At 63.1% G+C, this 23,597-nt stretch carries 20 protein-coding genes; 11 read left to right on the top strand and 9 right to left on the bottom strand.

The genetic code is table 11. The annotated features are described in order from the left end of the window. Nucleotides 1-8: 8 nt before the first annotated feature. The 3 genes from AB0N72_RS07895 to AB0N72_RS07885 form a co-directional block, all read right to left on the bottom strand. Nucleotides 9-1,478 (bottom strand): sugar porter family MFS transporter, encoded by a 1,470-nt coding sequence (locus AB0N72_RS07895; RefSeq protein WP_363934306.1) that lies wholly within the window; start codon nt 1,476-1,478, stop codon nt 9-11. A 330-nt stretch (nt 1,479-1,808) separates the two neighbouring features. Continuing rightward, complete coding sequence (locus AB0N72_RS07890; RefSeq protein ID WP_363934305.1) at nt 1,809-3,164, bottom strand: formimidoylglutamate deiminase; 1,356 nt, start codon at nt 3,162-3,164, stop codon at nt 1,809-1,811. Beyond that, entirely contained in the window at nt 3,161-4,360 is a 1,200-nt protein-coding gene (locus tag AB0N72_RS07885; RefSeq protein ID WP_363934304.1) for an allantoate amidohydrolase, read from the bottom strand. Before AB0N72_RS07885 ends, AB0N72_RS07890 begins: the two co-directional genes overlap by 4 nt. Before the next feature lie 245 nt (nt 4,361-4,605). Here AB0N72_RS07885 and AB0N72_RS07880 point away from each other — a divergent pair, with 245 nt between their 5' ends. The 7 genes from AB0N72_RS07880 to AB0N72_RS07850 all read left to right on the top strand — a co-directional run bounded on the left by AB0N72_RS07880 (nt 4,606) and on the right by AB0N72_RS07850 (nt 12,217). Then, nucleotides 4,606-5,292 carry an IclR family transcriptional regulator gene (locus AB0N72_RS07880; RefSeq protein WP_363934302.1) on the top strand — a complete coding sequence of 229 codons (687 nt, stop codon included), beginning with the start codon at nt 4,606-4,608 and terminating at the stop codon, nt 5,290-5,292. Further along, a complete protein-coding gene (locus AB0N72_RS07875) occupies nt 5,289-6,395 on the top strand; it encodes an ATP-binding cassette domain-containing protein (RefSeq protein ID WP_363934300.1) in 1,107 nt (368 codons plus the stop codon). The genes AB0N72_RS07880 and AB0N72_RS07875 overlap by 4 nt, the downstream gene beginning before the upstream one ends. After that, on the top strand, nt 6,392-7,042 hold the full coding sequence (locus tag AB0N72_RS07870) for an ABC transporter permease (protein WP_363934298.1): 651 nt from the start codon (nt 6,392-6,394) through the stop codon (nt 7,040-7,042). Before AB0N72_RS07875 ends, AB0N72_RS07870 begins: the two co-directional genes overlap by 4 nt. Next, complete coding sequence (locus AB0N72_RS07865; RefSeq protein ID WP_363934296.1) at nt 7,003-7,755, top strand: ABC transporter permease subunit; 753 nt, start codon at nt 7,003-7,005, stop codon at nt 7,753-7,755. The genes AB0N72_RS07870 and AB0N72_RS07865 overlap by 40 nt, the downstream gene beginning before the upstream one ends. A gap of 77 nt (nt 7,756-7,832) precedes the next feature. Beyond that, complete coding sequence (locus AB0N72_RS07860; protein WP_363934294.1) at nt 7,833-8,744, top strand: ABC transporter substrate-binding protein; 912 nt, start codon at nt 7,833-7,835, stop codon at nt 8,742-8,744. 33 nt (nt 8,745-8,777) lie between these two features. Further along, a complete protein-coding gene (locus AB0N72_RS07855) occupies nt 8,778-10,529 on the top strand; it encodes a urocanate hydratase (protein ID WP_363934292.1) in 1,752 nt (583 codons plus the stop codon). A 242-nt stretch (nt 10,530-10,771) separates the two neighbouring features. After that, nucleotides 10,772-12,217 (top strand): aromatic amino acid lyase, encoded by a 1,446-nt coding sequence (locus AB0N72_RS07850; RefSeq protein ID WP_363934290.1) that lies wholly within the window; start codon nt 10,772-10,774, stop codon nt 12,215-12,217. 68 nt (nt 12,218-12,285) lie between these two features. Here AB0N72_RS07850 and AB0N72_RS07845 read toward each other — a convergent pair whose 3' ends face one another. Beyond that, entirely contained in the window at nt 12,286-13,938 is a 1,653-nt protein-coding gene (locus AB0N72_RS07845) for an MDR family MFS transporter (protein WP_363934288.1), read from the bottom strand. A 130-nt stretch (nt 13,939-14,068) separates the two neighbouring features. Then, entirely contained in the window at nt 14,069-14,542 is a 474-nt protein-coding gene (gene rraA / locus AB0N72_RS07840; protein WP_363934287.1) for a ribonuclease E activity regulator RraA, read from the bottom strand. A 157-nt stretch (nt 14,543-14,699) separates the two neighbouring features. Here rraA and AB0N72_RS07835 point away from each other — a divergent pair, with 157 nt between their 5' ends. After that, nucleotides 14,700-16,001: an MFS transporter gene (locus tag AB0N72_RS07835; RefSeq protein ID WP_363934285.1), complete on the top strand. Its 1,302-nt coding sequence runs from the start codon at nt 14,700-14,702 to the stop codon at nt 15,999-16,001. Nucleotides 16,002-16,003: 2 nt separating this feature from the next. Here the strand turns inward: AB0N72_RS07835 and AB0N72_RS07830 are convergent, their stop codons facing one another. From AB0N72_RS07830 to AB0N72_RS07820, 3 genes are all read right to left on the bottom strand, one after another. Continuing rightward, nucleotides 16,004-17,053 (bottom strand): VCBS repeat-containing protein, encoded by a 1,050-nt coding sequence (locus tag AB0N72_RS07830; RefSeq protein WP_364081238.1) that lies wholly within the window; start codon nt 17,051-17,053, stop codon nt 16,004-16,006. Between the two features lie 359 nt (nt 17,054-17,412). Continuing rightward, nucleotides 17,413-18,558, bottom strand: a complete 1,146-nt coding sequence (locus AB0N72_RS07825; RefSeq protein WP_363934281.1) for an FG-GAP-like repeat-containing protein — start codon at nt 18,556-18,558, stop codon at nt 17,413-17,415. Nucleotides 18,559-18,610: 52 nt separating this feature from the next. Next, nucleotides 18,611-19,738, bottom strand: a complete 1,128-nt coding sequence (locus tag AB0N72_RS07820; RefSeq protein WP_363934279.1) for a VCBS repeat-containing protein — start codon at nt 19,736-19,738, stop codon at nt 18,611-18,613. 200 nt (nt 19,739-19,938) lie between these two features. Here AB0N72_RS07820 and AB0N72_RS07815 point away from each other — a divergent pair, with 200 nt between their 5' ends. From AB0N72_RS07815 to AB0N72_RS07805, 3 genes are all read left to right on the top strand, one after another. Beyond that, nucleotides 19,939-20,547: a TetR/AcrR family transcriptional regulator gene (locus AB0N72_RS07815; protein WP_363934277.1), complete on the top strand. Its 609-nt coding sequence runs from the start codon at nt 19,939-19,941 to the stop codon at nt 20,545-20,547. Between the two features lie 277 nt (nt 20,548-20,824). Beyond that, complete coding sequence (locus tag AB0N72_RS07810) at nt 20,825-22,015, top strand: NADP-dependent malic enzyme (protein ID WP_363934275.1); 1,191 nt, start codon at nt 20,825-20,827, stop codon at nt 22,013-22,015. 89 nt (nt 22,016-22,104) lie between these two features. Continuing rightward, entirely contained in the window at nt 22,105-22,608 is a 504-nt protein-coding gene (locus AB0N72_RS07805) for a DUF456 domain-containing protein (RefSeq protein WP_363934274.1), read from the top strand. A 92-nt stretch (nt 22,609-22,700) separates the two neighbouring features. Here the strand turns inward: AB0N72_RS07805 and purU are convergent, their stop codons facing one another. Continuing rightward, nucleotides 22,701-23,597, bottom strand: coding sequence for a formyltetrahydrofolate deformylase (gene purU / locus AB0N72_RS07800; RefSeq protein ID WP_363934273.1), 897 nt, complete (start codon nt 23,595-23,597; stop codon nt 22,701-22,703).

The following is a 23,597-nucleotide window of genomic DNA, read 5'->3' as shown; positions in this document are numbered from 1 at the left end:
CGCGTTACCTATTTTTCGTCCGAGGTGACCGGAAGCGGGGCAACCGGGGCGCCCTTCGGAACGAACAATGTCTCAGCCTGTTCCAGGGACATGCCGTTCGTCTCAGGCACCTTGAACATCACAAAGAAGAACGACGCCGCGGCGAACGCTGCATACATGGCGTAGGTGAGGGGGAGCGAACCTGCCGCCATGATGGGGAAGCTGAGTGTGATGGCAAAGTTCGCGATCCACTGGGCGGCCGCTGCCAGGCCCAAAGCGCGTGCGCGGATGCGCGACGGGAAAATTTCGCCCAGCAGGACCCACACGAGCGGTCCCCAGGAGGCGCCAAAGCTGATTACGAACACGTTGGCCGCAACCAAGGCAATCGGCCCCCATGCACCAGGAAGCGTGATCTCGGAGCCCGTGCCCACAGCCGAGGAGAAGGCCAGGGCCATAACGCCAAGCGATACGGCCATGCCGATGGAGCCCGTCAAGAGGATGGGGCGGCGGCCGATGCGGTCCACCAGTGCGATGGCCACCAGGGTCACCAGGATGTTGGTGATGGAGGTGGCCACGGAGATGGTGAGGGAGTCCTTCTCCTGGAATCCGACGGCCTTCCACAGCGTGGTGGAGTAGTAGAAGATCACGTTGATGCCAACAAACTGCTGCAGCACGGACAGGATGATGCCGATCCACACCACGGGCAGCAGGCCGAACCTGTTGCCGCGCAGGGAACCCTTCTTGGTGGAGAGCTTCTCCTGCTGGATGGATTCCCGGATTTCGCGGATGTGCCGGTCAATGTCGTCGCCCGGAATCAGTCGGTTGAAGATGGTGCGCGCTTGGTCTTCCTTGCCGTTGAGCACCAGGAAGTGCGGCGATTCCGGCAAGCGGAACGCAATCCAGCCATAGACGGCGGCCGGCACGGCGCAGGCAATGAACATCCAGCGCCATGCTTCGATCCCCAGCCACAGTGTGCCACCGGCGCCGCCGGCAGAGTTGGCCAGGACGGCGTCGGAGAGCAGCGCAGCAAAGATGCCCGTAGTGATAGCCAACTGCTGAAGCGAGGCCAAGCGGCCACGGACGTGCCTGGGAGAGATCTCCGAGATATAGGCCGGGGCAATCACGGACGCCAGGCCGATGCCCAGTCCACCCACCAAGCGCCAGAAAATGAGGTCCCACACGCTGAATGCGAGGCCGGTTCCAACTGCGCTGACCAGGAAGAGCAGCGCACCGATCTTCATTGCGGGGATGCGGCCGTAGCGGTCGGCAACCTTGCCGGCCAGGTAGGCGCCCACGGCACATCCAAGCAAAGCAACGGCAACGGCGAACCCGGTGAGTGCCTCGCTCATGACGAATTCGCTTGCCATGGCATCCACGGCACCGTTGACCACGGAGGAATCAAAGCCGAACAGGAAGCCACCCACTGCGCCGGCGACAGCGAGGCCGATCACCTTTCGGGAAACGTGGGGCGCGCCTGCTTCGGTGCTGGGACTGGACATGGGTCTCCCTTGGGAACGGTGTGTGGGATTGCGGTGCGTGACGTCGTCGGCTGTTCCGACGGGGACGCCGGTGCACTCGCGCTACACAGTGTGGCACGTCATATCCGCCAAGTTCCAGTCAAGTGATGGACGTGACATGCATTCACTTTATTAACCCAAGGACGCTCTGGCGGTCAGCTGCATGTTCCCTGGGAGCTGTTTACAGCCAGCCATGAGCCTAAAACCCGTTCGTTGGATCCACATATTGAACACAACCCACGACGGCGGCCCTTGACTCAAGTGCCAAACGTGAGGGCCGCCGTCGGACGCCTTGGAACCGCAGGCACGGCGCTAGGAGAGCTCCTTCAGCGCTTCCGCCAGCAGTGTCCCGGGTTCGCCGAGCCGCGTGTGCACGCCGTCTGAAGCGAGCAGTTCGCCGCCGACGATGACTTTGCTGACGTCGCTTGCCGTGGCGCTGAACGCCATCTGCAACGGGCGGGAGCCGACCGTGCGGGTAGAGGCCGGGTTGATGACCATGAGGTCGCAGACGCTGCCCACCGCAAGCACCGACTCCGCCACGGGGGTGGCCATGGACCGTGCCGCCCCGTCCGTTGCAGCGCGAAGCAATTCCTGCGGCGTGAACCTGCCGCGCTGGCCGCTTCCAAGCCGCTCCCCATGTTCAAGGGTGCGCATTTCGACCCAGGGATCGATCACGGCGTGTTGGTCGGTCCCGAGGGCGATGGTCGCTCCGGCGTCGGAAAGTTCCCTGGCCGGACCGATCCCGTCTGCGAGGTCTGCCTCAGTACTCGGGCACATCACCACAGTGGTGCCTGCCTGCCCGAGGGAGGTGATGTCTTCCTGCGTGAGATGCGTGGAATGGACCGCCGAGAGCCTGGTTGTAAGCAGCCCGTTGCGCGCCAAGAGGCCGGTGGGAGTGGTGCCGTAGGCCTCGAGGCAGGCCTGGTTCTCGGCGGGTTGTTCGCTCAGGTGGATGTGCAGGGGAATGTCTGTTGGCAGTTGCGCGGCCACCACCTTCAAGTCCTCTTCCGGTACAGCCCTGACAGAGTGCAGGGCAGCCCCGACGCTCACGCGATCCGCCGGGAAACTCCCGGCAATGGCGGTGCGGAGCGAGGCAAGACGGTTGAGCCAGGCGTGGACGTCCTGGTCTCCAAATCTTGCCTGCTCCGGACTCAGGGGTGTGCCGATTCCGCCGGTCAGGTACAAGGTATCCAGGAGGGTCAAGCGGATGCCGGCGGACATTGCCGCCCGTGCCAGCGCCAACTCCATGGCATGCGGTTCGGAATAGGGGGCGCCATCGAGCTGGTGGTGGACGTAATGGAACTCAGCGACGCTGCTGAACCCGGTGACCACCATCTCGGCGAAAACCGCCGTCGCAAGCTTTTCGTACTTCTCGGGAGTCAGCTCCGACGCGCTCGTGTACATTTGCTCACGCCAGACCCAGAAATCCCCGCGCCCTTCGTGGGTCCGGCCACGCAAGACCCGGTGGAACGCGTGCGAGTGCGCGTTGGCAGCGGCGGGAAAGACGATGCCCTCCAGCACGGTGTCGCCGGATTGCGGCTGCGCGTCACGCGTGACGCTCGTGATCCGCCCCTCCTGGATCTCCAGGCGCACGCCAGTTGCGGCCTCGGGCGCCCCTGAGCTGTCATCGGATCCGATGATCGCGGTTTCGCACCAGAACGTGCTCACAGGAGGCCCTCCAAGACGTCGGCCAGGGCAACAGTTCCGGAAGCGGCGTCTTCGTCGGCGACGTACTCTTCGGGCGAATGCGAGATTCCGCTGGGGTTTCGGACAAAAAGCATGGCCGAGGGAACGTATCCGGCCAGCACGCCGGCGTCGTGACCGGCGCCCGTGGCCAAAACAGGCGCTTCCGGCAACAGGTCGCCGATCCGACGGCTTAGGCCTGAGTCAAAATGGACGGTCCCGCTGTAGGACTCTTCCGTGAGCGTGGCGGTGCAACCTTCGGCGGCGGCTGCTTCCTGCGCCGCGCCGTAGATCGCTTCGATGAGGCGCGCAGTTACGGCGTCGTCCGGATGGCGGGCGTCAAGCCAGAGATCGACACGGGAGGCGATCACATTCGTGCCGCCGGGAACCGGTGTCAGGCGGCCGACAGTCGCCCGGGCATCCGCCTGCTTGGCCGCGGTGTCGCGCACAGCCAACACGATCTGCGCGGCAGCCACCATGGGATCGGCGCGGTCTGCCATCAGTGTGGTGCCTGCGTGGTTTCCCTGGCCGCTGACGCTGATCTTCCAGCGCCCGTGCCCCAGGATGGAACTTCCGACGGCGATGGCCGGGCCATCCTGTCCCAATCCCTTGCCTTGTTCCACGTGCAGTTCAACAAAGTCGCCGATCCGGGCCAACGCTTCAGGATCGGCGCCGATGTGCCGCGGATCCAGGCCGTTGGACCGTGCGACGTCGGCGAAGGTGTCGCCGTCGGCGTCGCGCAGATTCAGCGCCTTGTCGACGTCGATGGCACCGGTCAGCAGCCGGGAACCCAAGCAGGCCACACCGAATCGGGACCCTTCTTCCTCGGGGAAGACGGTCACGGCCAGGGACCGGCGCGGCTGAAGCCCGCGCTTTTTGAGGATATCGACGGCGGCCAGTGCGGAAGCGACGCCCAGCGGTCCGTCAAAAGCGCCTCCGCCGGGGACTGAATCCAGGTGGCTGCCAGTGACCAAGGCGCCGTCCTGCGGTTCACCCCACCAGGCCCAGATGATTCCATTGCGGTCGGTCTCGATGCCCAGGCCGCGCTGGGCGGCCTGCTCTTTGAACCATTCACGGAGGTCGAGTTCCGGCGTTGAGTAGACGGCCCTGGAGTAGCCTCCCCGCACACCATCCCGGCCGACGTCCTTGATCGAATCAAGGAGCTGATTGACGGTTTCCACGTGTTCCTCCGATGTTGACGACTGCCACCAAGTAAAAAGCACATGCCATCACATGGCAAGGGTCTGACGCCCAAGCGGCGGTATTTAACGGGGTGGAAACATCCGTGACACGCAGTGGTGATCCGCCGCGACATATTTCCCGGAATCTCGGGAAATTTGAAGAAAACTATTGCCATGGTGTGAAAAGTGCTTTTTACTTAGTGGCAAGACATGGTGATCCAGACCACTTGAAAGCAGGCCACGCAATGGCAGCAGATTCTTCGACGCGAACGGTCGAGCGGGCGCTCGCTCTCTTGGGGGCCGTGTGCTCCGAGGGAGCCATTGCGCTGAGCGACGCCGCACGGGTTGCGGACCTCTCGCCCAGCACGGCCCTTCGCTTGCTCCGAACCCTTGAAGGCAGCGGCTTTGTCTCAAGGGACGACGGCGGCAACTTCCGTCCGGGGGCCAGCATCATCCAGTTGGGTGCACTGGCGCTCGGCAAAGAATCACTCGTCTCGTTGTGCACGCCGGCCATGAAGCGGCTCGTGGCAACAACGCGCGAATCCTGCTATCTGAGCATTCCCGGGGTTGGGGACACGGGAATCTACATCGCGATCGTCGAAGGCACTCATTCGATCAGGCATTCCAGCTGGGTCGGGCGGAGTATCCCGCTCGAAGGAACAGCTTCCGGCCAAGTACTCAAGGGCGAACAGCCTGAGCGTGGCTTCGCCGTGGTGCGCAGCGGTGTGGAGGACGACGTTACGGCCATTGCGGCACCGGTAGTCATGGGAGGACGGACGGTGGCCTCGCTCAGCGTCGTCGCGCCCAGCTATCGCGTGGATGAGCTGAAGGCCCTCAAAATCGGCCAGCAACTGGTGGAGGAAGCTGACAACGTCCTCACCCTGACCACCGACAACCATGAGCTACCCCAGGAAAGCATGGAAGCAAAATGATCAAGTTTGAAAATGTCACCAAGGCCTACCCCGATGGCACCGTCGCCGTCGACGGCCTCAATCTGGAGGCGCCCACCGGCAAGCTGACCATCCTGGTTGGTCCGTCCGGCTGTGGCAAGACCACCTCGTTGAGGATGATCAACCGCCTCATCGAACCCACCAGCGGCACCATCTACCTCGATGACCAGCCCACTTCCGGTATGGACGCGGCCTTGCTCCGCCGAAGGATCGGCTACGTCATCCAGCACGCGGGGCTCTTCCCGCACAAGACCATCGTGGACAACGTCTCCACCATGCCGGTCCTCCTTGGCGAAAGCCGCCAAAAGGCCCGGACCAAGGCCCTTGAACTGATGGAGCGGGTGGGGCTCCCTGCGAGCTTCGCCAAGCGCTACCCGTGGCAGCTCTCCGGCGGCCAGCAGCAGCGCGTCGGTGTGGCCCGCGCGCTTGCTTCGGATCCGGCGTTCATGTTGATGGATGAGCCCTTCAGTGCCGTTGACCCCGTGGTCCGTGGCCAGTTGCAGGAGGAGTTCCTCCGCTTGCAGCGCGAGATCGGCAAGACCATCATCATGGTCACGCACGACATCGACGAAGCACTCAAGCTCGGCGACCAGGTGGCCGTGATGCGTGTTGGCGGCAAGCTCGCCCAGATGGCTTCGCCGTCCGAGTTGCTCACTTCGCCCGCCGATGAGTTCGTGGCCGACTTCGTGGGCCGTGACCGTGGCTACCGTTCCCTCGGCTTCACCAAGACAGCCGGGGCCGTAACCATCGGCGAAGAAGCCGTGGTCCAGCTCGGCGCGTCCGCCGACGAGGCCCGCGCCAAGGCGTCGGGTGCTTGGGTGTTGGTGGTCGACGGCGGCAGGAAGCCTCTCGGTTGGGCGCAGCCGGAGCTTCTCAACGGTGAGGTCAAGCGCGAGAACCTCAACCTCAGCGGGATCCCTGCCGCGGCTTCCGGGACAATGCGTCAGCTGCTGGATGCGGCTCTCTCCTCGCCGAGCCGCCGTGGTGTTGTGGTCAATGAGCACGGTGAGCTGATCGGCACGGTCACAGCCACGGACGTTGTCAAGGCCATCGAGGCCGAACCTCACTTGGAGACCGCGCGATGAACTTCGAATGGCTGGGCCGCCAGTTCGACAACATTGTCTTCCTGCTTGGCTGGCACGTCCTGCTGGCCGTCACCCCGCTGATCCTGGGGCTGCTCATCGCTTTGCCCCTTGGCTGGTGGGCACACCGGAGCCGCCGCATCTACCCGCTGCTGGTGGGCGTCGCCGGACTCCTTTACACGGTTCCGTCCCTGGCTCTTTTTGTCCTGTTGCCGCTTGTCCTGGGCACCAAGATCCTGGACCCGCTGAACATCGTCGCAGCGTTGACCGTCTACACAGTCGCACTGCTGGTGCGGGTGGTGGCTGATGCCCTGGATTCCGTCCCCGAGGACACAGTCCAAGCCGCCAAGGCCATGGGTTACCGCGGCTACCAGAGCCTGCTGAAGGTTGAGCTCCCCGTGGGCGTCCCTGTTATCTGCGCAGGCCTGCGGGTGGCCGCAGTTTCCAACGTCAGCCTGGTCTCTGTTGCTGCGCTGTTGGGCATTCCGCAGCTTGGTTCGCTCTTCACGCAGGGCTTCCAGCTCCGTTTCTACACGCCGATCATCGCGGGCATCGTGCTCTGCGTGGTCCTGGCGATGATCCTGGACGGGCTGATCATCCTTCTCAACCGGTGGCTGACACCGTGGACCCCCAAGGTGGTGGCATCGTGAACTACTTGTTCGACCCCGCGCACTGGAGTGGTGCAGGCGGAATCCCAACACTGATCGGTGAGCATCTTCTCTACTCGCTAATTGCACTGGACATCGCTGCCATCATCGCAATACCGCTCGGCATCTACATCGGCGTGACCGGCAAGGGTGTGTTCATGATCGCCGGCCTTGCCAACGCGCTCCGTGCCCTTCCGAGTGTTGGTCTGCTGATCCTCCTTGTCCTGCTTATCTCCCCGGCCTTCCCGTCCCGCATGGGTTACGTCCTCCCAAGCCTCATCGTGCTGGTACTGCTGGCGGTTCCGCCGATCCTGACCAACACCTACGCCGGCGTCCGCGCAGTGGATGCTGCCGCCGTCGACGCCGCAAAAGGCATGGGCTTCCGCACCATGAAGATCCTCACGGATGTCCAGCTGCCTTGCTCGCTTCCACTGGTTTTGTCCGGTATCCGAAGCGCCCTGCTGCAAATCATCTCGACGGCGACCATCGCCGCATACATTTCGCTCGGTGGCCTCGGCCGCCTGCTGATCGATGGCAAGGCCCAGAACGACTACGGCCAGATGGTTGCAGGCGCAGTTCTGGTTGCTTTGCTGGCACTGTTCTTCGACCAGCTTCTCGCCTTTATTACCCGTCGCGTGGTCTCACCCGGACTGACCCGGCGCACCATCAAGTCGGCTCCCGCAGCCGAAGCCGTGAAGACCCCCGTCACGGTCTAGCTACCAGCTATTTCGCACCTCCCCCACCCCCACTTGGCCACCGCATGCCCTGCGGCGCCCCTTCCAGGAGAGTTGACATGAAGAAGTACCTCACCGGTTTCACCCTTGCGGCAGTTGCCGCCATCACCCTGAGCGCCTGCGGCGGCGGGGACCCCATGAGCACGTCCAACACGGCCGCGGGAGCCTCGAGCGACAGCATTATTGTCGGTTCCGCCGATTTCCCGGAAAGCCAGCTGATCGCCAAGATCTACGCAGAGGCCCTCAAGTCCAAGGGCGTGGCGGTCACGGAGAAGCCCAGCATCGGCAGCCGCGAGGTCACCATCCCCGCACTCAAGGACGGCTCCATCGACCTCATGCCCGAGTACGGCGGGGCGCTCCTGCAGTACCTCGACTCCGCAACAAAGGCTGTTTCTTCCGAGGACGTGGCCAAGGAATTGACCACCAAGATCCCCTCCGGCCTTGCGGTCCTGACGGCTTCCGAGGCGGAGGACAAGGATGTCCTCACCGTCAAGAAGGACATCGCCGATCAGTACAAGCTCAAGACCATCGAGGACCTGCAGCCGGTTGCCAAGGACCTCGTCCTGGGCGGCCCGCCGGAGTGGAAGACCCGCCTCAACGGCGTTGCTGGCCTGAAGTCGGTCTACAACCTTGAGTTCAAGGAATTTTCAGCGCTCGACGCCGGTGGGCCGCTCACGCTGAACGCCCTCCTTTCCGGTCAGATCCAGGTAGCCGACCTCTTCAGTACGGACCCGGCACTGGCTGAGAACAACCTTGTGGCACTCGAGGACAACAAGAACCTGTTCCTCTCCGAGAACATCGTTCCGGTCATCAACCAGAAGAAGTCCACGGCCACTGTCAAGGAAACACTGGACAAGGTCTCTGCTGCCCTCACCACTGAGGACCTGATCAAGATGAACGGCCGCGTGGCCAAGTTCGAGGACATCGGCGAAATCGCCAAGGAATGGCTCAAGACCAAGAACCTGGGCTGATCCCGCTGTTCTGGAATTTTTAGGAGTAAGAGAATGACTGCCGATTTCACTACTGGAGCCCGTCCGGTCAAGGCTGCCCGGGGTACGGAGCTCACTGCCAAGTCGTGGCAGACCGAAGCGCCGTTGCGTATGTTGATGAACAATCTGGATCCTGAGGTTGCTGAGCGTCCTGATGACCTGGTGGTCTATGGGGGCACCGGCCGGGCTGTCCGTTCCTGGGATGCGTTTGATGCGATCACCCGGACGCTGGAGACGATGGAGAAGGACGAGACCCTGCTGGTGCAGTCGGGTAAGCCGGTGGGTGTGTTCCGCACGAACGAGTGGGCGCCGCGGGTGTTGTTGGCTAACTCGAACCTGGTGGGGGACTGGGCGACGTGGCCTGAGTTCCGCCGTTTGGAGGCTGAGGGTTTGACGATGTATGGGCAGATGACGGCGGGTTCGTGGATTTACATTGGCACGCAGGGGATCTTGCAGGGAACGTATGAGACGTTCGCTGCGGTGGGGCGGAAGCTCGCTGAAGATGGCCGGCACCCTGCCCCTGCCGTGGAGGGTTCCACGGAGGGGTCGTTGGCGGGGACGCTGACGCTGACTGGTGGGTGTGGTGGGATGGGTGGTGCGCAGCCGTTGGCGGTGACGCTGAACGACGGTGCGTGCTTGATTGTTGATGTGGATGAGACCCGTCTGCGCCGCCGTGTGGGCAAGCGGTACCTGGACGAGGTGGAAACGGATTTGGATACGGCGATCGCGAAGGTCCAGGCCGCGAAGGCTGAGCGTCGTGGCTGGTCCGTGGGGTATGTGGGTAACGCCGCGGAGGTGTTCCCGGAGTTGCTGGCCCGTCACAAGGCCGGGGAGTTGACCATTGATGTGGTCACGGACCAGACCTCCGCGCATGATCCGTTGTCTTACCTGCCCGAGGGCATCACGGTGGAAGAGTGGCATGTTGAGGCCGCGGCGGATCCGGAAGGGTTCACCAAGAAGGCCCAGGCGTCCATGGCCCGGCACGTCCAGGCGATGGTGGAGTTCCAGGACGCCGGCGCCGAGGTGTTCGATTACGGCAACTCCATCCGGGATGAGGCCCGCAAGGGCGGTTACGACCGGGCGTTTGAGTTCCCCGGCTTCGTCCCGGCGTATATCCGTCCGTTGTTCTGCGAGGGTCTTGGCCCGTTCCGGTGGGTGGCTCTCTCCGGTGACCCGGAAGACATCCGTGTCACGGATGAGGCGATCAAGGAGTTGTTCCCGGAGAACAAGCACCTGCACAAGTGGCTCGACGCCGCGGCTGAGCGGGTGGAGTTCGAAGGCCTGCCGGCCCGGATTTGCTGGCTCGGCTACGGCGAACGCCACAAGGCCGGGCTGCTGTTCAACAAGCTCGTGGCCGAGGGCAAGGTCAAAGCCCCGATCGTGATCGGCCGTGACCACCTGGATTCGGGCTCGGTGGCGTCCCCGTACCGGGAGACGGAGTCGATGAAGGACGGATCGGACGCGATTGCTGACTGGCCGCTGCTGAACGCCCTCACCGCTGCGTCCTCGGGCGCCACCTGGGTCTCGATCCATCACGGCGGCGGGGTTGGGATTGGCCGGTCGATCCACACCGGCCAGGTCTCCGTGGCTGATGGCACGGAACTGGCCGCGGCGAAGCTGACCGCGTTGCTGACCAACGACCCCGGCATGGGCGTCATCCGCCACGCCGACGCCGGCTACGAACGCGCCATCGAAGTAGCCAAGGAACGCGGCGTCCGCATCCCCATGAACGAGGGCGCAGCGGACGACCAGGAAGCACGACCATGACCGTGACTGCCGCTTCCCGGGCAGAACTGGAATGTTCAGATCCGGAATCACGTCAAAGTGATCCCATCGTCGTGGCCCGAAGGAGCAAGCAGCTTCCTGTCCAGCACTCCCCAGTGGCTTGGAACCCGGTCCGCTTCGCGCCTGAAACCGACTAGCAAGCAGTAGTGGTTGCCATGCCCTGCCTGGCAACCACTACTGCCGTTAAGGCGCCTCACTTCGACGACAAATGAAAGGATCGGCCCATGATCGAAATAGACGGCCGGCATTTGGCATTGGCGGATATTGTGGCGGTTGCGGACGGCGCGTCTGTGAATGTGGCACCCGAAGCCATGGCCCGCATGGCAGCGTCGCAGGAGTCTGCCGTTGCGACGTCATCACGCCGACCGGTCTATGGCCGCTCAACAGGGGTAGGGGCGAACCGGACTGTTGCCCTGTCCGAAGACGGCAGTGACCTCCACGGCCTTCAATTGCTGCGGAGTCATGCCGTGGATGCAGGCAGGCCCCTGGCCCGGCGGACCATCCGGGCGATGCTGGTAGTGAGACTCTCACAGTTGGCCGCTGGTGCATCCGGCATCAACCCGGCCATTGCCGTGGCTCTTGCCGAGCTGATCAACTCGGATGTCGTTCCGGAAATACGGGAGTTCGGCGGCATCGGAACAGCCGATCTCCAAGCCCTGTCCGGAACGGCCCTGACGATGCTGGGCGAGCGTGAGCCCTTGGGCGGGGGAGGGGTACGTCGCTTCGTGGACAGCTGGGCCACCGCCGACGCTCTTCCCTTCATCAGCTCCAGCGCATTGACGATCGCCCAGGCGGTTCTGGCCCACGAGGAACTTGCACAGCTCCTGGAGAATGCTGCGTCCGTGGCGGCACTATCCTTCATCGCAATGTCCGGCAACGCGGAGGCATTGAGTCCGGCGGTGGCGGCTGCCGCGGACACCCCTGCTGTTGCAAAAGCCGCGAATGCTCTGCACGAGTTGGTCCAGGGCAGCGGGCAGCCTTCCCGAATCCAGGACCCGTATTGCCTGCGCACGCTGCCCCAAATATTTGGCTCCCAGGCTGAGGAACTGGAGGCTTTGGGCAGTTTGCTCGGCCGTCTGGTGACCGCCGGCAACGAGAATCCCTTGGTCCATGGGAGCTTGCCCGATGGCACGAACGATGTCGCCCACCACGGGCTTTTCCAGATGACCAACCTTGCCCGCCGTGTGGATACGTTGCACCTGGCCATAGCTGCTGCCTGTGCAACCCACCTGCGCAGGATTGATCTGCTGTGCGACCCCAACTACACCGGACTCCACCCTTTCCTTGCGCAGGATGGAACGGGAAAGTCCGGCGTCATGATGCTCGAATATGTCGCTGCCGCCGCAGTGGGCCGGATTCGTGCCAATAGCCATCCAGCGAGCATGCAGACAGTGGTGTTGTCTCTGGGTGCAGAGGAAGACGCAAGCTTCGCAAGCGTTGCGGCGGCTCAACTGCAGTCCACGGTGCAGGCCTTGGCGACCGTGACCGCCGTCGAACTTGTCTGTGCCGCACGTGCGCTCCGGCTCCAAGGGCGGCGACCGGACGAGTTTCCCAGCCACACTCTGCGCAGCATGATGACCGCCGGATATGCATTGCCGGCGGACGCCGCCGATCGGGATCTGCGAGGTGACGTGGAGCAAGCGGTCGGGATCGTCCTGGCGGCGCACTAGCATCCAAGGCAACATAGAAGCGGCAGGCAGTCCAAAGACTGCCTGCCGCTTCTACTTACTTACGTTGCTTAGTGAGCCGGAACTGAATCCTTGGCGGCAGCCTTCGGATCCGTGAGTTTCTTGTTCGGCAGCGCGAAGCTGATCAGGAACGCGATGATCATGAGGCCAGCGGCGGTCAGCATGACCACGTCGATGGCCTGCGCGAAGCCTTCGGTGATCGGCCGGGTGAGCGTGCTGTTGGCCGAGTGCAACCAGCTTGTGTCGTTCAGCGAATCGTTGTTGGCGCCGTTCTTGAAGAAGTCGAACAGCTTGGCGTTCGCGGGGTCCGAGGCGACTGCCGGGTCACGCATGACGGCTTGGTAGTCGGGGCTGGATGCTGCCGTCTTCATGCCATCAGCGATCTTGTCCGCTGCGGTGCTGAACAGCATGGAGATGAATACTGCCGTGCCAACGGCGCCGCCCATGGAGCGGAAGAACGCAGCCGTGGAGGTGCCGACGCCCATGTCCTTGGGCGGAACGGAAACCTGCATGGCAAGAGTCAGCGGCTGCATGCAGAAGCCCAGGCCAACGCCGAAGAACACGGCGATCAGTCCGGGAACCCACAAACCGGTGTCGACTCCCAGGACCAAGCCCATGACGGTCGCTGCACCGGCGAGTACAGCAGTGCCCAGGATGGGGAAGATCCGGTAGACGCCGGACGATGAGATCGTGCGGCCTGCGGAGATTGATCCGAAGAGAATGCCCACGGTGAAGGTGATCATCATCAGGCCCGCCTCGGTGGGCGTCAGGCCCTTCACCAGCTGCAAGTACATGGGCAGCATGGCGATTGCGCCGAACATGCCGATGCCGATGATGAAGTTCAGCAGCGACGACAGGCCGAAGGTGGTGTTCTTGAACAGACGCAGGGGAATCAGTGCGTAGTCTCCTGCGCGCCTCTCTGCCAAGAGGAAGGCCACGATGCCGATAACACCCAGGCCGTAGCAAAGCCATGACCCTGCAGAGGACCAACCCCACGTGCGGCCCTGCTCGGCCACCAGAAGCAGCGGAACGATGGCCAGCGTGATGGCGGCGGCGCCCCAGTAATCGATCTTCTGCTTCACGTGCCTGACCGGCAGGTGCAGGTACATGAAGACGACCACCAGGGCTGCAAGACCGATGGGGAGGTTGATGAAGAAGACCCAACGCCAGCCGTCGAAGCCCAGGATGTTGGCTGAACCTGCGAACGCGCCACCGATGACCGGGCCCAGGACGGACGAAATGCCGAACACCGACATGAAGTAGCCCTGGTACTTGGCCCGGTCCTTGAGGGCGACGATGTCACCGATGATGGTCAGGGCCAGTGCCAGGAGACCACCGGCACCGAGTCCCTGGATGCCGCGTGCAATGGCAAGCTCCGTCATGGAGTGAACGGAACCTGCATACAGTGAGCCGGCCAGGAAGATCAGGATGGCCGCAAGGTACAGCGGGCGCCGACCAAAGATATCGCTGAGCTTGCCGTACAGCGGGGTGCTCACCGTGGAGGTGATGAGGTAGGCCGTGGTGGCCCACGCCTGGAGGGACAAGCCGTCGAGGTCGTTGGCGATGGTGTAGATGGACGTGGACACGATGGTCTGGTCCAGCGAGGACAGGAACATGCCGAGCATGAGTCCCACCATGACGGTGAGCGTCTGACGGTGGGTCAGCACCTCACCAGCTGCCCGAACGGGCGTGGAATTGGACATATCTTCTCCAGAGATGGCAGAAAAGTGGGATTAAGCAGGATAGTTGCTTTCAGTAACTATCCTAACGCCCCGATCATTCCCGATGGGAAAATATTTCTTCGCCTGTTCCTCCAAGACGGGCCCGGAAGCGTCAGCGTTCCAGCAGGATGCCATCCGGATCGCTGTAAATCATCGCCCCGGGCCGGATGCGGACATCATCAATGACGAGTTCGACATCGAGCTCGCCGGCTCCCGTCTTGGCACTCTTCCTGGGGTTGCTCCCGAGGGCTTTGACGCCCAAAGGAAGCCGGGCGATGGCTTCGCGGTCGCGGATGGCGCCGTTGATGATGACCCCGGCCCAGCCATTTTTCACGGCACTTTCGGCAATCATGTCCCCCATGAGGGCGGTCCTCAATGAACCCTGACCATCAATGACCAGAACGGCGCCATCACCCTGTGTGCCAAGGACAGACTTCACCAAGGCGTTGTCCTCGAAACACCGGATGGTGCGGGCAGGTCCGTTGAAGTGTGTGTGGCGCCCGAGGTTCTGGAACTGGATGGCGATGGACTCCAGTTCTTCGCCGCGCTCGTCGTAGAGATCGGCGGTATTTATCTGCTGGCTCATAGTGATGCTCCTCCGTGGGTTTGAGGCCACACTAACGTGTCTGATATGCCCGGACGGTCCGTATTTCGGGGCTATGTGGATAAACGACGAGACGTCGGTCCAGTGTCGTGCTGCCGCGCTAGGCTGAATCCACACACCAAATGAGGGGGAACCTGCCATGAGTTTGTCTGACCTTCCGGGGCCAGTACCGGATCCCGCCGTCGTCCGGTCCAATGGCACGGCGCTCGCTGAACCCGTGGCTCCTGTCAGGCCTGTGTGGGTCACTGGCGTGGTGTTGGTCAATCTCGGCATCAACGCAGCGTTCTTCGGGCCCCTCCAGGTTCTTCTGGGGCAGCAGGCGGCCCACTTCGACGAGGGGCAGAAGGAAGCCATCCTTGCCTTGGTTACCGGATGCGGTGCCGCTGTGTCGATGGTCGCCAACCCTCTCTTTGGCGCTTTCAGCGATCGAACCACCTCCCGTTTTGGACGGCGGGTTCCTTGGGTACTCATGGGAGCCATACTCGGTGCAGTTGCCCTCGTGGCGTTGGCAGGAGCCCCCAATGTCGCTGTGATGACTTTGCTGTGGTGCCTCGTGCAGGCGGGTGCCAACGCCATGTACTCGGCCATCACGGCGGCCGTCCCGGACAGGGTTCCCGTGCCGCAGCGCGGGACAGTCGGCGGGTTGGCGGCCATGGGCCAGACGGTGGGAATCCTCGTGGGCGCAGTAATCGCCGCCGTCGTGGCTGGCGACTTCGCCGCAGGGTACTGGGTGTGCGCAGCGGCGCTGCTCGCCGGCGTCGTGCTTTATCTCTTCAAAAGCGACGACCAGCCCCTGCCGCCGCAGGATCGACCGCCCTTCAGCCTTTGGCGTTTCGTTGCGGGATTCTGGGTCTCTCCGAGACGCTACCCGGACTTTGCCTGGGCCTGGCTGACCCGGCTACTCGTCAGCACCGGCAACCATATGGTGACCCTGTACCTGCTGTTCTTCCTCAGCGACGTAGTCCGTCTCAAGGAAACCCAAGGAATCCAGCCCGAGTTCGGCGTGCTCGTCCTAACCGGGCTCTATGCCGTGATGGTTATCATCACCAGTGTCCTGGGCGGACGGCTGAGTGACCGGATGGGAAAGCGGAAGCCCTTGGTCATAGCGTCGTCGGTCATCATCGCCGCGGCATCGTTGATTCTTGCCTTCGCCCCAACGTGGATCGGCGGTCTTGCGGGCGCGGCCGTACTCGGAATTGGCTTTGGAGCCTACCTTGCAGTGGACTTCGCGCTGATCACCCAGGTCCTGCCTACGGCTTTGGACCGCGGCCGGGACCTGGGTGTCATCAACATTGCGAATTCGCTGCCCCAGGTGATCGCCCCCGCAATCGCTTTTGTGTTTGTTGATTCCTTGGGCGGCTACGTCTCGCTTTACATAGCCGCCGCAGTCATCGGGCTCCTGGGCGCCGTGTTCGTGGTGAAGATCAAGAGCGTGGACTAGGCCTAGAAGACGTAGTTCATGATGTTCCAACCAGTTCCGACCGTTGCCTGGCCCTTCCAGTAGCCGCCGAACATGGAGTTGATCTGGTACTCCGAGGCGTTTCCGTAGTACATGATCATTTCGCCGCTGTAGGTGATGCCATAGAGGTCGGGGTCGCCATCCCCGTTGAAATCCCCGAGCCCGCTCACGCGGGACATGACCTGCCAGCCGTAGCCGGTTGTTGCTGCGCCGAGGAAATTACCATTTCTGGGGCCTTCGCTGATCATCAGTCCGTTGTATTGGTTCTTGTACACCAGTGATAGCGATTCACTGCCGGTAAAGTAGCCCACTGCCGTGATCAGGCTGGCATTACCCCACCCGTATCCAATTTGAGTCGGCTGGAGCCAACCTCCACGGCCGTCGCCGGGATAGAGCAACATGTTGTTGGCCGAGTCGCGGGCCATAATGTCGTTGGTGCCGTCACCATTGAAGTCACCCGCCCCAATGATGTCCCGGAAACCCTGCCATCCTTGGCCCACCTGCTTGGCTACGATCCACCCTCCGGCGCCGTTCCCCGAGTATAGGAAGAGGCGCCCCTGAGGGTCCCGAGCCATGACGTCTGCGTTTCCGTCGCCGTCGAAATCTCCGGGGGCCAGCAGCAAATCATAGATGTGCCACCCCGTACCGATCACTTGGGGCGCATACCAATGTCCACGTCCATCCGTTGGGTAGAGCAACAGCTGACCATACGCATTGCGCGCAAAAACGTCTGCCGTTCCGTCCCCGTTGAAGCCCCAGGAGCGCGCCTTCGCCCCAATGATGAGTGGGTTATGGGCGGTCTGGGTCGCCGTGGACGCTGCGTCGAAAGTAGCCGTTATTGAACCCGAAAGAGTATGGCCCACGTCAGCGGCGACGGGACTGTAGAAAGCCTGATTTGCCCCGGGAATCACTACGTTGTCGCGTGTCCACTTATAGATAAAGGTGGGCTGGCCACCTGAGGGTGAGACCTCCGGTGGGCTGTAGAGCACCATATGAAGGCGGCCACCAAGTGTCGGGTCCCCTTGGATCTCCACCCAGTTAAGCCAGACTGTCCGAAGGGGTGCAGAGACAGCTGGCAGCTGCGTCGCAACCGCGGACGAACGCGTCGGGGCAACGGTAGAGGTGGAAGCCCCGGCGGCTGTCGCTGGTGCCAGGAGTAGAGAAAGGGATAATGCGCCAATGAGAAAGTTTTTGGTGCTGCGGCGCGCAGGCGCGCGCAGGGCAGGGTTGAGACCCAAGGATTCCCCCAAGAGATAAGGCGGCACGGAGATGGCCGAAAGAGATCAATTGGGATGACACTACCGCCTGCAGGGTCGCGGGCATAGGGGGTGCCCAAAGATGGCGAAGGGCCCCGTCCACATGAAGCGAACGGGGCCCTCCAACAAACCCAAAACTAGAACAGGTCCGTGAACCCGCCCCAGCCCCAGCCAATCACGGCGCTTCCCGCCCAGCCGGCAGCGCCGTTGCCGTAGTAGGCCCGCAACTGCCCGGAGGTGTCCACGGCGAAGACGTCCAGCTTTCCGTCGGCGTTGATGTCCCCCGCGCTGCCGATCTTGCTCATGCTGCCCCAGCCCTGGCCCACCACGGCCATGCCATTCCAGCCACCTGAGCCGTTCCCGCTGTAGAGCTTCAGGTTCCCGGCGGAGTCGCGGCCCAGGATGTCAACGTTGGTGTCGCCGTCGAAATCGCCGGGAGTGATGATCGCGTTCAGTGCATTCCAGCCCTGGCCAATCAACGTCCGCGGCAGCCATCCGCCGTGGCCGTCGCCGGGGTAGAGGTAGAGGAGCCCGTTGGCGTCACGGGCCATGATGTCGTTGTTGCCATCACTGTTGAAGTCACCGGGGGCAACCAGCGAGGTGAAGATGTTCCACCCGGTTCCCACTTTCCGGGGACCGTTCCAACCGCCTGAACCATTGCCGCTGTAAAGGTAGAGGCCACCTGACGAGTCCCGGCCCAGGACGTCGTTGTTGCCGTCGCCATCGAAGTCACCCGGCGACAAAACGGTGGGGAAAATGTTCCAGCCGACGCCTACGGTTTGCGCAGGTTCCCAGGCGTTGTTGGTCCGCGGGTACATGAGCAGGGCGCCGTCAGAGCGGCGGGCGAGCAGCTCGAAGGCGCCGCGCCCCGTAAAGCCGTTGGGTCGGTTGGAGGCGGAGATCGGCGCCGTCTCCTCGCTCGCTACTTCCATGTTTTCGCAGGGATAGGCGGCAACAAGGTGGGCGGCTATGGTTTTTCCGCGGTCCCCTTCGCCCAGGACGTAGTTGGGCCAGGCTGGGTGGTCGGTAGCGACCTCGCCGTCCCTGGTCCAGTAGATCCGGGTGTCCGGGCCGGCTCCGGCACCGCACCCTTTGTAGGCGTAAGGGTCCCACGTGACAGTGAGTGTTGATCCGACAAACGGCGAGCCGGTGATGACTGGCGGTTCCGGATCCATGGTGGCCATGGCGGGCGCGGGCCCCACAACCATGGCGGCGACGATCGCAGCCACTGTTGCGGCAACCGCTCGACGCACGCCAGACCCCAGGCGTGATGGAGCGTACATTGTGTCCTCCCCAGACTTTGTGAAGTTAATGGTACAGCGTCCGGGTTTCTTCCTAGAAGATCGCTGTGAACCATCCAAAGCCTGCGCCCACAGCTTCGGAGCCCTTCCAGCCGGTCCGGCCGTCGCTGTAGTACGTCAGCAAGCGACCCTGCTGGTCCACGCCGTAGACGTCGGGGAAGCCGTCGCCGTTGAAGTCACCGGCGGCTCCGACGTATTTGAGTGCATTCCATCCGACGCCGATCATCCATGACCGTGACCAGCCGCCGGCACCGTTGCCCGTATAGACGAACAGGTACCCGTTGCCGTCGCGCGCCAGCAGGTCCACATTTCCGTCGCCATTGAAGTCTCCCGGCGTCACCAGGGCGTTCATGACGTTCCAGCCGGTCCCGACGGCGGTTCGCGGCAACCAGCCCCCGGCACCATTGCCGGGGTACAGATAGAGCGCGCCGCCAGGATCCCTGGCGAGGACATCGTTGTTGCCGTCGCCGTTGAAATCGCCGGGGCCGATGATGGCGTCGAAGACATTCCATCCGTTGCCGATGGCCCGAGCAGGCTTCCAACCCCCGGCACCGTCTCCGCTGAAGAGGTAGAGGCCGCCCGCAGAGTCACGGACAATCATGTCGCTCTTTCCGTCGCCATCGAAGTCGCCCGGGGAGAACGCGGTATTGAAGATGTTGAAGCCGTAGCCCACTGTGCGGGCAGGATCCCAACCAGTGCCGTTGCGGCCATACAGGAGCAGGGAGCCGTCATTGGCCCGGGCCAGCAGTTCGAAGCTCCGCCCGGTGAACCCGGCCGCACGGTTCACCGCGCCCACGGGACGGGTTTCCGCGCTGTGCAGGGATTCTCCGCCGCACGCCGTCTTGCTGGCTGTGACGTGGACGGCTATCCGTGAACCGGTGTCGTCCCCTTCAAGGTTGTAGCTTGGTGCAGTTTCCCCGGCCACAAGGAACCCGTCGCGGGTCCAGTAGATCGAATAGTCCGGGCCTTTGCCGCCCCCGCATCCGTAGAAGGTGTACGGGCCGATGTCCGCCGTCAGCTGCTTGCCAACGAAGGCCTGGCCGTTGAGTACCGGGTCGGGTCCGTTGCTGGGGGCCGCCGACGCCGGCAGTTGGCCAAGTGCCATGGCCGCCAGGGTGGTGGCCAGCAGCGCCGCTGCCATCCGGCGTCGTAATGTCCCCATACGTTCCTCCTGTGGGTTTCAAGCCTGCATGAAAGTGTATGCGGGCGGGCCGCTGATCCCGGGAGCCGCAGCGGCGCGGGCCTCGGGAGACTCTCAGGGAACGGTCATGTAGCTCCCGTATCATTGATGCGATCGGCCAGCCGCGGGTCTTTTTCGCCGGCCGGCCGCCTCCTTGTCAGCCTGCCAAGAGATCGCCGGAAATGCCCGTAACCAACACACTGGAACCGTACTCCCTTGACCTGACCACGGGGCTTCCCCGTATGGCTGCCGCGCCTACCACCCCGCGGCAGCAACTGCGCTATGCCCGCATCCTGAGGACAGCGGCCGGCTTTGCCCAGCGGCAATTCGACACGTTGAGCCTGTCCGATATTGCAGCCCGCGCCGATGTCCCGCTCGGAACCCTGTATCGGTACTTTCCCTCCACAGCCCATCTGATGCTGGCCGTCTACAGGCAGCAGCTCCGGGAGTTGCGCGAGGGTGTCCACCAGCGTGAGGGCAAAGGCCACGCGCTCGCCGGACTGATGATGGAGATTTTCCATCTTCGGGTGATGCAGCCGGGCGTGGAGCACTGCCTGATCCGCCCTGCGGGCAAGGATGACGACACGGCCCAACTGTTGCGCGAGATCGATGCCCTGTCCGAGGAAGTGGTGGGCTCGCTGAGCAAGGATTCGGGCAAGGACACCGTGAAGGCCAGGATTCTGCTGCATTTGGTCAGCGGCTTGGTCCAGGCTGTCCGCTGCCGCAGGTTGTCGTTGTTTGAGGCCGAAAAGGACCTCAAGCGCGCCTGTTCCTTGATGACGGGCGAATAGCTCGCGCGCCTAGTGGTCTAGACCAACGACGCCGAAATGAGGGCCAAACGCCATGACCTGGGTCACATTTTGGACTGGTTGAACGTTTTACTCTCGAATCGTCTCTCTTGGTATTGAATCTTGTACCCCTCACGCCTCCCTAGGCTGGAACTACCGAAGCGGCTAGCAGCCCCTACCTGCAGAAGCAACGCCGGACCAGCCACCCTTGGTCCGCCAGCAGTTCTGTTCCTGCCCGAACCATGCCGTGGGTCCACGGCTAGCCTGAGGAGACAAAGACGTGTCCATCGAGACAATTGCAACTGACAACGACGCCCTGGTACTGACCGAAGAAGAGATCTTCGCAGCCCACGAAGGCGGGAAACTGACGATTTCCAGCACCGTTCCGCTGAACAACAAGCGCGACCTCTCCATCGCTTACACGCCGGGCGTCGCCCAGGTGAGCCGCGCCATCCACGCTGACCCCAAGCTTGCCCGCACCCACACCTGGGCCGAGCGCCTGGTTGTCGTGGTCAGCGATGGCACCGCAGTACTGGGCCTCGGTAACATCGGCCCAAGCGCATCCCTGCCGGTCATGGAGGGCAAGTCCGCCCTGTTCAAGTCCTTCGGCGACCTCGACTCCATCCCCCTGGTACTGAACACCACGGAGGTTGACGAGATCATCGAGACCTTGGTCCGCCTCCGTCCCAGCTTCGGAGCGGTAAACCTCGAGGACATCTCCGCTCCCCGTTGCTTCGAACTCGAAGAGCGGCTCATCGAAGCCCTCGACTGCCCCGTCATGCACGATGACCAGCACGGCACCGCCGTCGTGGTCCTCGCAGCCCTGACCAACGCAGCCAAGGTGACCAAGCGCGAACTGGCCGGACTCAAGGTAGTCGTCTCCGGCGCAGGTGCTGCCGGCATCGCCATCGCGGAGATTCTCCTTGCCGTGGGCATCGAGGACGTGATCCTGCTTGATTCCAAGGGTGTGGTCAACGCCGACCGTGCCGACCTTGTGGCTGACCCCACCAGCGTCAAGGCCCGCATGGCCCAGCGCACCAATCCCCGCGGCATCAGCGGCGGTCCCGGCGAGGGACTCACGGGTGCCGACGTCTTCGTAGGCGTTTCTTCTTCCAAGCTGGACGAGGAGCACCTCAAGCTCATGAACGAGCAATCGATCGTGTTCGCCCTGTCCAACCCGGACCCCGAAGTCCTGCCCGAGGTTGCACAGAAGTACGCAGCCGTTGTTGCCACCGGCCGCAGCGACTTCCCGAACCAGATCAACAACGTGCTGGCCTTCCCGGGCATCTTCCGCGGCGCACTCGACGCCAAGGCCCGCCGGATCACTCCTGCCATGAAGATCGCCGCAGCCAACGCCATCGCTGAGCTGGCCGCTGAAGACCTCTCCGCGGACTACATCGTGCCGAGCCCGCTGGACGCCCGCGTGGCGCCCGCGGTCACCGCGGCTGTTGCGGCTGCAGTCACCGAGTAGCGGCCACCTTCGCAAGTCCGACGACGGCGACGCCCCCTTGCCGGGGAGCGTCGCCGTCGTTCGTGTCAGGGCGCTCATAGACTTGGGCCATGAACGCCGAACTCATCGTGACCATCCTGTGTGGCCTGGCCATCGCCGTAGGCGTTGCCGGGACCATCATTCCGGTGCTGCCAGGCAGCATCCTTATCGGAGCGAGCCTGTTGGCGTGGGCCATCTGGGGCGGTGCGGGACCGTTGGGCTGGGTGATCTTCGCTATCGGCATGGTGTTCGTCGTTGCGGGCATGGCCGCCAGCGCCGTGCTCACTGGGCGCAAACTCAAACAACACGGTATTCCCAGCAGGTCCGTGCTGATCGGGGTAGTGGTTGGCGTCGTGGGTATGTTCGTGATTCCCGTGGTCGGGCTCTTTGTGGGCTTCGCCGTCGGGCTTCTCCTCAGCGAAGTCCAGCGGACCCGCAACTTCCAGACCGCCATACGTTCAAGCGGGGCCGCCCTCAAGGCGACCGGGATCGGGATACTCGTGGAGTTCGGCCTCGCGTGTGCTGCGGCCAGTACCTGGATCATCGGAGTGTGGATCAACGCCGTGAATGGTTAGACCGTTAAGCGCCAATTCGATGGCCCGCTGCGCAAAGGATGTTTGGAAACATCGAGCGCGCAGCGGACCATCGAAATGGGGTCCAGCAAGGCCTACTTCAGCACAATCGTCCTGTTCCCATTCAGGATGATCCGCCCCTCGCAGTGCCAACGAACGGCGTTGCTGAGGGCCTTGCATTCCGTGTCCCGGCCGGCGGCTACGAGATCGTCCGGCCCGAACGTGTGGTCCACCTCCACTACCTGCTGGGCGATGATGGGTCCTTCATCCAGCTCGCCATTCACGTAGTGGGCAGTGGCGCCCACGGTTTTCACGCCACGCGCGTATGCCTGGTGGTAGGGCTTGGCGCCCTTGAAGCTCGGCAGGAACGAGTGGTGGATGTTGATCGCGCGGCCATCGAGCTTCCGGGCAAGATCGTCGCTGAGGACCTGCATGTAGCGGGCAAGGACAACGAGTTCAACGTCCAGTTCATCGATGATCTCCAGCAGGCGTCCCTCGGCGGCAGGCTTGGTGGCCGCCGTGACGGGAACGTGGAAGAAGGGAATCCCGTGCCACTCCGCCAGGCCTTGGTGGTCGGTGTGGTTTGAGACGACTCCCACGACGTCGATGGGCAGTTCGCCGATCCGTGCCCGGAACAAGAGGTCGTTCAGGCAGTGCCCGAACTTCGAAACCATGATCAGAACCCGGCGCTTGTGGCCCTGGCGTTCAAGCTGCCAGTTCATGCCGTACTTCTCGCCAACAGGGGAGAACGCGGAACGCAGGGTGTCCAGGGTGGAGTCGTCTCCGGAGGATGCAAAGTGCACCCGCATGAAGAAGTGGCCCTCGGCGCGATCACCGAACTGCTTGTTGTCGATGATGTCGCAACCGTGTTCCAGCAGGAAGCCTGACACGGCGTGGACAATTCCCGGTCCTTCGGGACAATCCAGCGTGAGGACGTGCTCCACGGTGGTTTCGGCGGAAACTGCGGCAGTTTCAGTTTGGATGGCAGTCAT

Source organism: Paenarthrobacter sp. NPDC089307, assembly GCF_040685055.1.
GTDB lineage: Bacteria > Actinomycetota > Actinomycetes > Actinomycetales > Micrococcaceae > Arthrobacter.
The sequence above is the reverse complement of the archived record's forward strand: the minus strand, read 5'-3'. Positions and strand labels throughout refer to the sequence as shown.

Coding starts and splice junctions, on each gene's coding strand:
- AB0N72_RS07895 (WP_363934306.1), bottom strand. CDS start 1,478: ATGTCCAGTCCCAGCACCGAAGCAGGCGCGCCCCACGTTTCCCGAAAG.
- AB0N72_RS07880 (WP_363934302.1), top strand. CDS start 4,606: ATGGCAGCAGATTCTTCGACGCGAACGGTCGAGCGGGCGCTCGCTCTC.
- AB0N72_RS07875 (WP_363934300.1), top strand. CDS start 5,289: ATGATCAAGTTTGAAAATGTCACCAAGGCCTACCCCGATGGCACCGTC.
- AB0N72_RS07870 (WP_363934298.1), top strand. CDS start 6,392: ATGAACTTCGAATGGCTGGGCCGCCAGTTCGACAACATTGTCTTCCTG.
- AB0N72_RS07860 (WP_363934294.1), top strand. CDS start 7,833: ATGAAGAAGTACCTCACCGGTTTCACCCTTGCGGCAGTTGCCGCCATC.
- AB0N72_RS07855 (WP_363934292.1), top strand. CDS start 8,778: ATGACTGCCGATTTCACTACTGGAGCCCGTCCGGTCAAGGCTGCCCGG.
- AB0N72_RS07850 (WP_363934290.1), top strand. CDS start 10,772: ATGATCGAAATAGACGGCCGGCATTTGGCATTGGCGGATATTGTGGCG.
- AB0N72_RS07845 (WP_363934288.1), bottom strand. CDS start 13,938: ATGTCCAATTCCACGCCCGTTCGGGCAGCTGGTGAGGTGCTGACCCAC.
- rraA (WP_363934287.1), bottom strand. CDS start 14,542: ATGAGCCAGCAGATAAATACCGCCGATCTCTACGACGAGCGCGGCGAA.
- AB0N72_RS07835 (WP_363934285.1), top strand. CDS start 14,700: ATGAGTTTGTCTGACCTTCCGGGGCCAGTACCGGATCCCGCCGTCGTC.
- AB0N72_RS07825 (WP_363934281.1), bottom strand. CDS start 18,558: ATGTACGCTCCATCACGCCTGGGGTCTGGCGTGCGTCGAGCGGTTGCC.
- AB0N72_RS07820 (WP_363934279.1), bottom strand. CDS start 19,738: ATGGGGACATTACGACGCCGGATGGCAGCGGCGCTGCTGGCCACCACC.
- AB0N72_RS07815 (WP_363934277.1), top strand. CDS start 19,939: ATGCCCGTAACCAACACACTGGAACCGTACTCCCTTGACCTGACCACG.
- AB0N72_RS07805 (WP_363934274.1), top strand. CDS start 22,105: ATGAACGCCGAACTCATCGTGACCATCCTGTGTGGCCTGGCCATCGCC.
- purU (WP_363934273.1), bottom strand. CDS start 23,597: ATGACTGCCATCCAAACTGAAACTGCCGCAGTTTCCGCCGAAACCACC.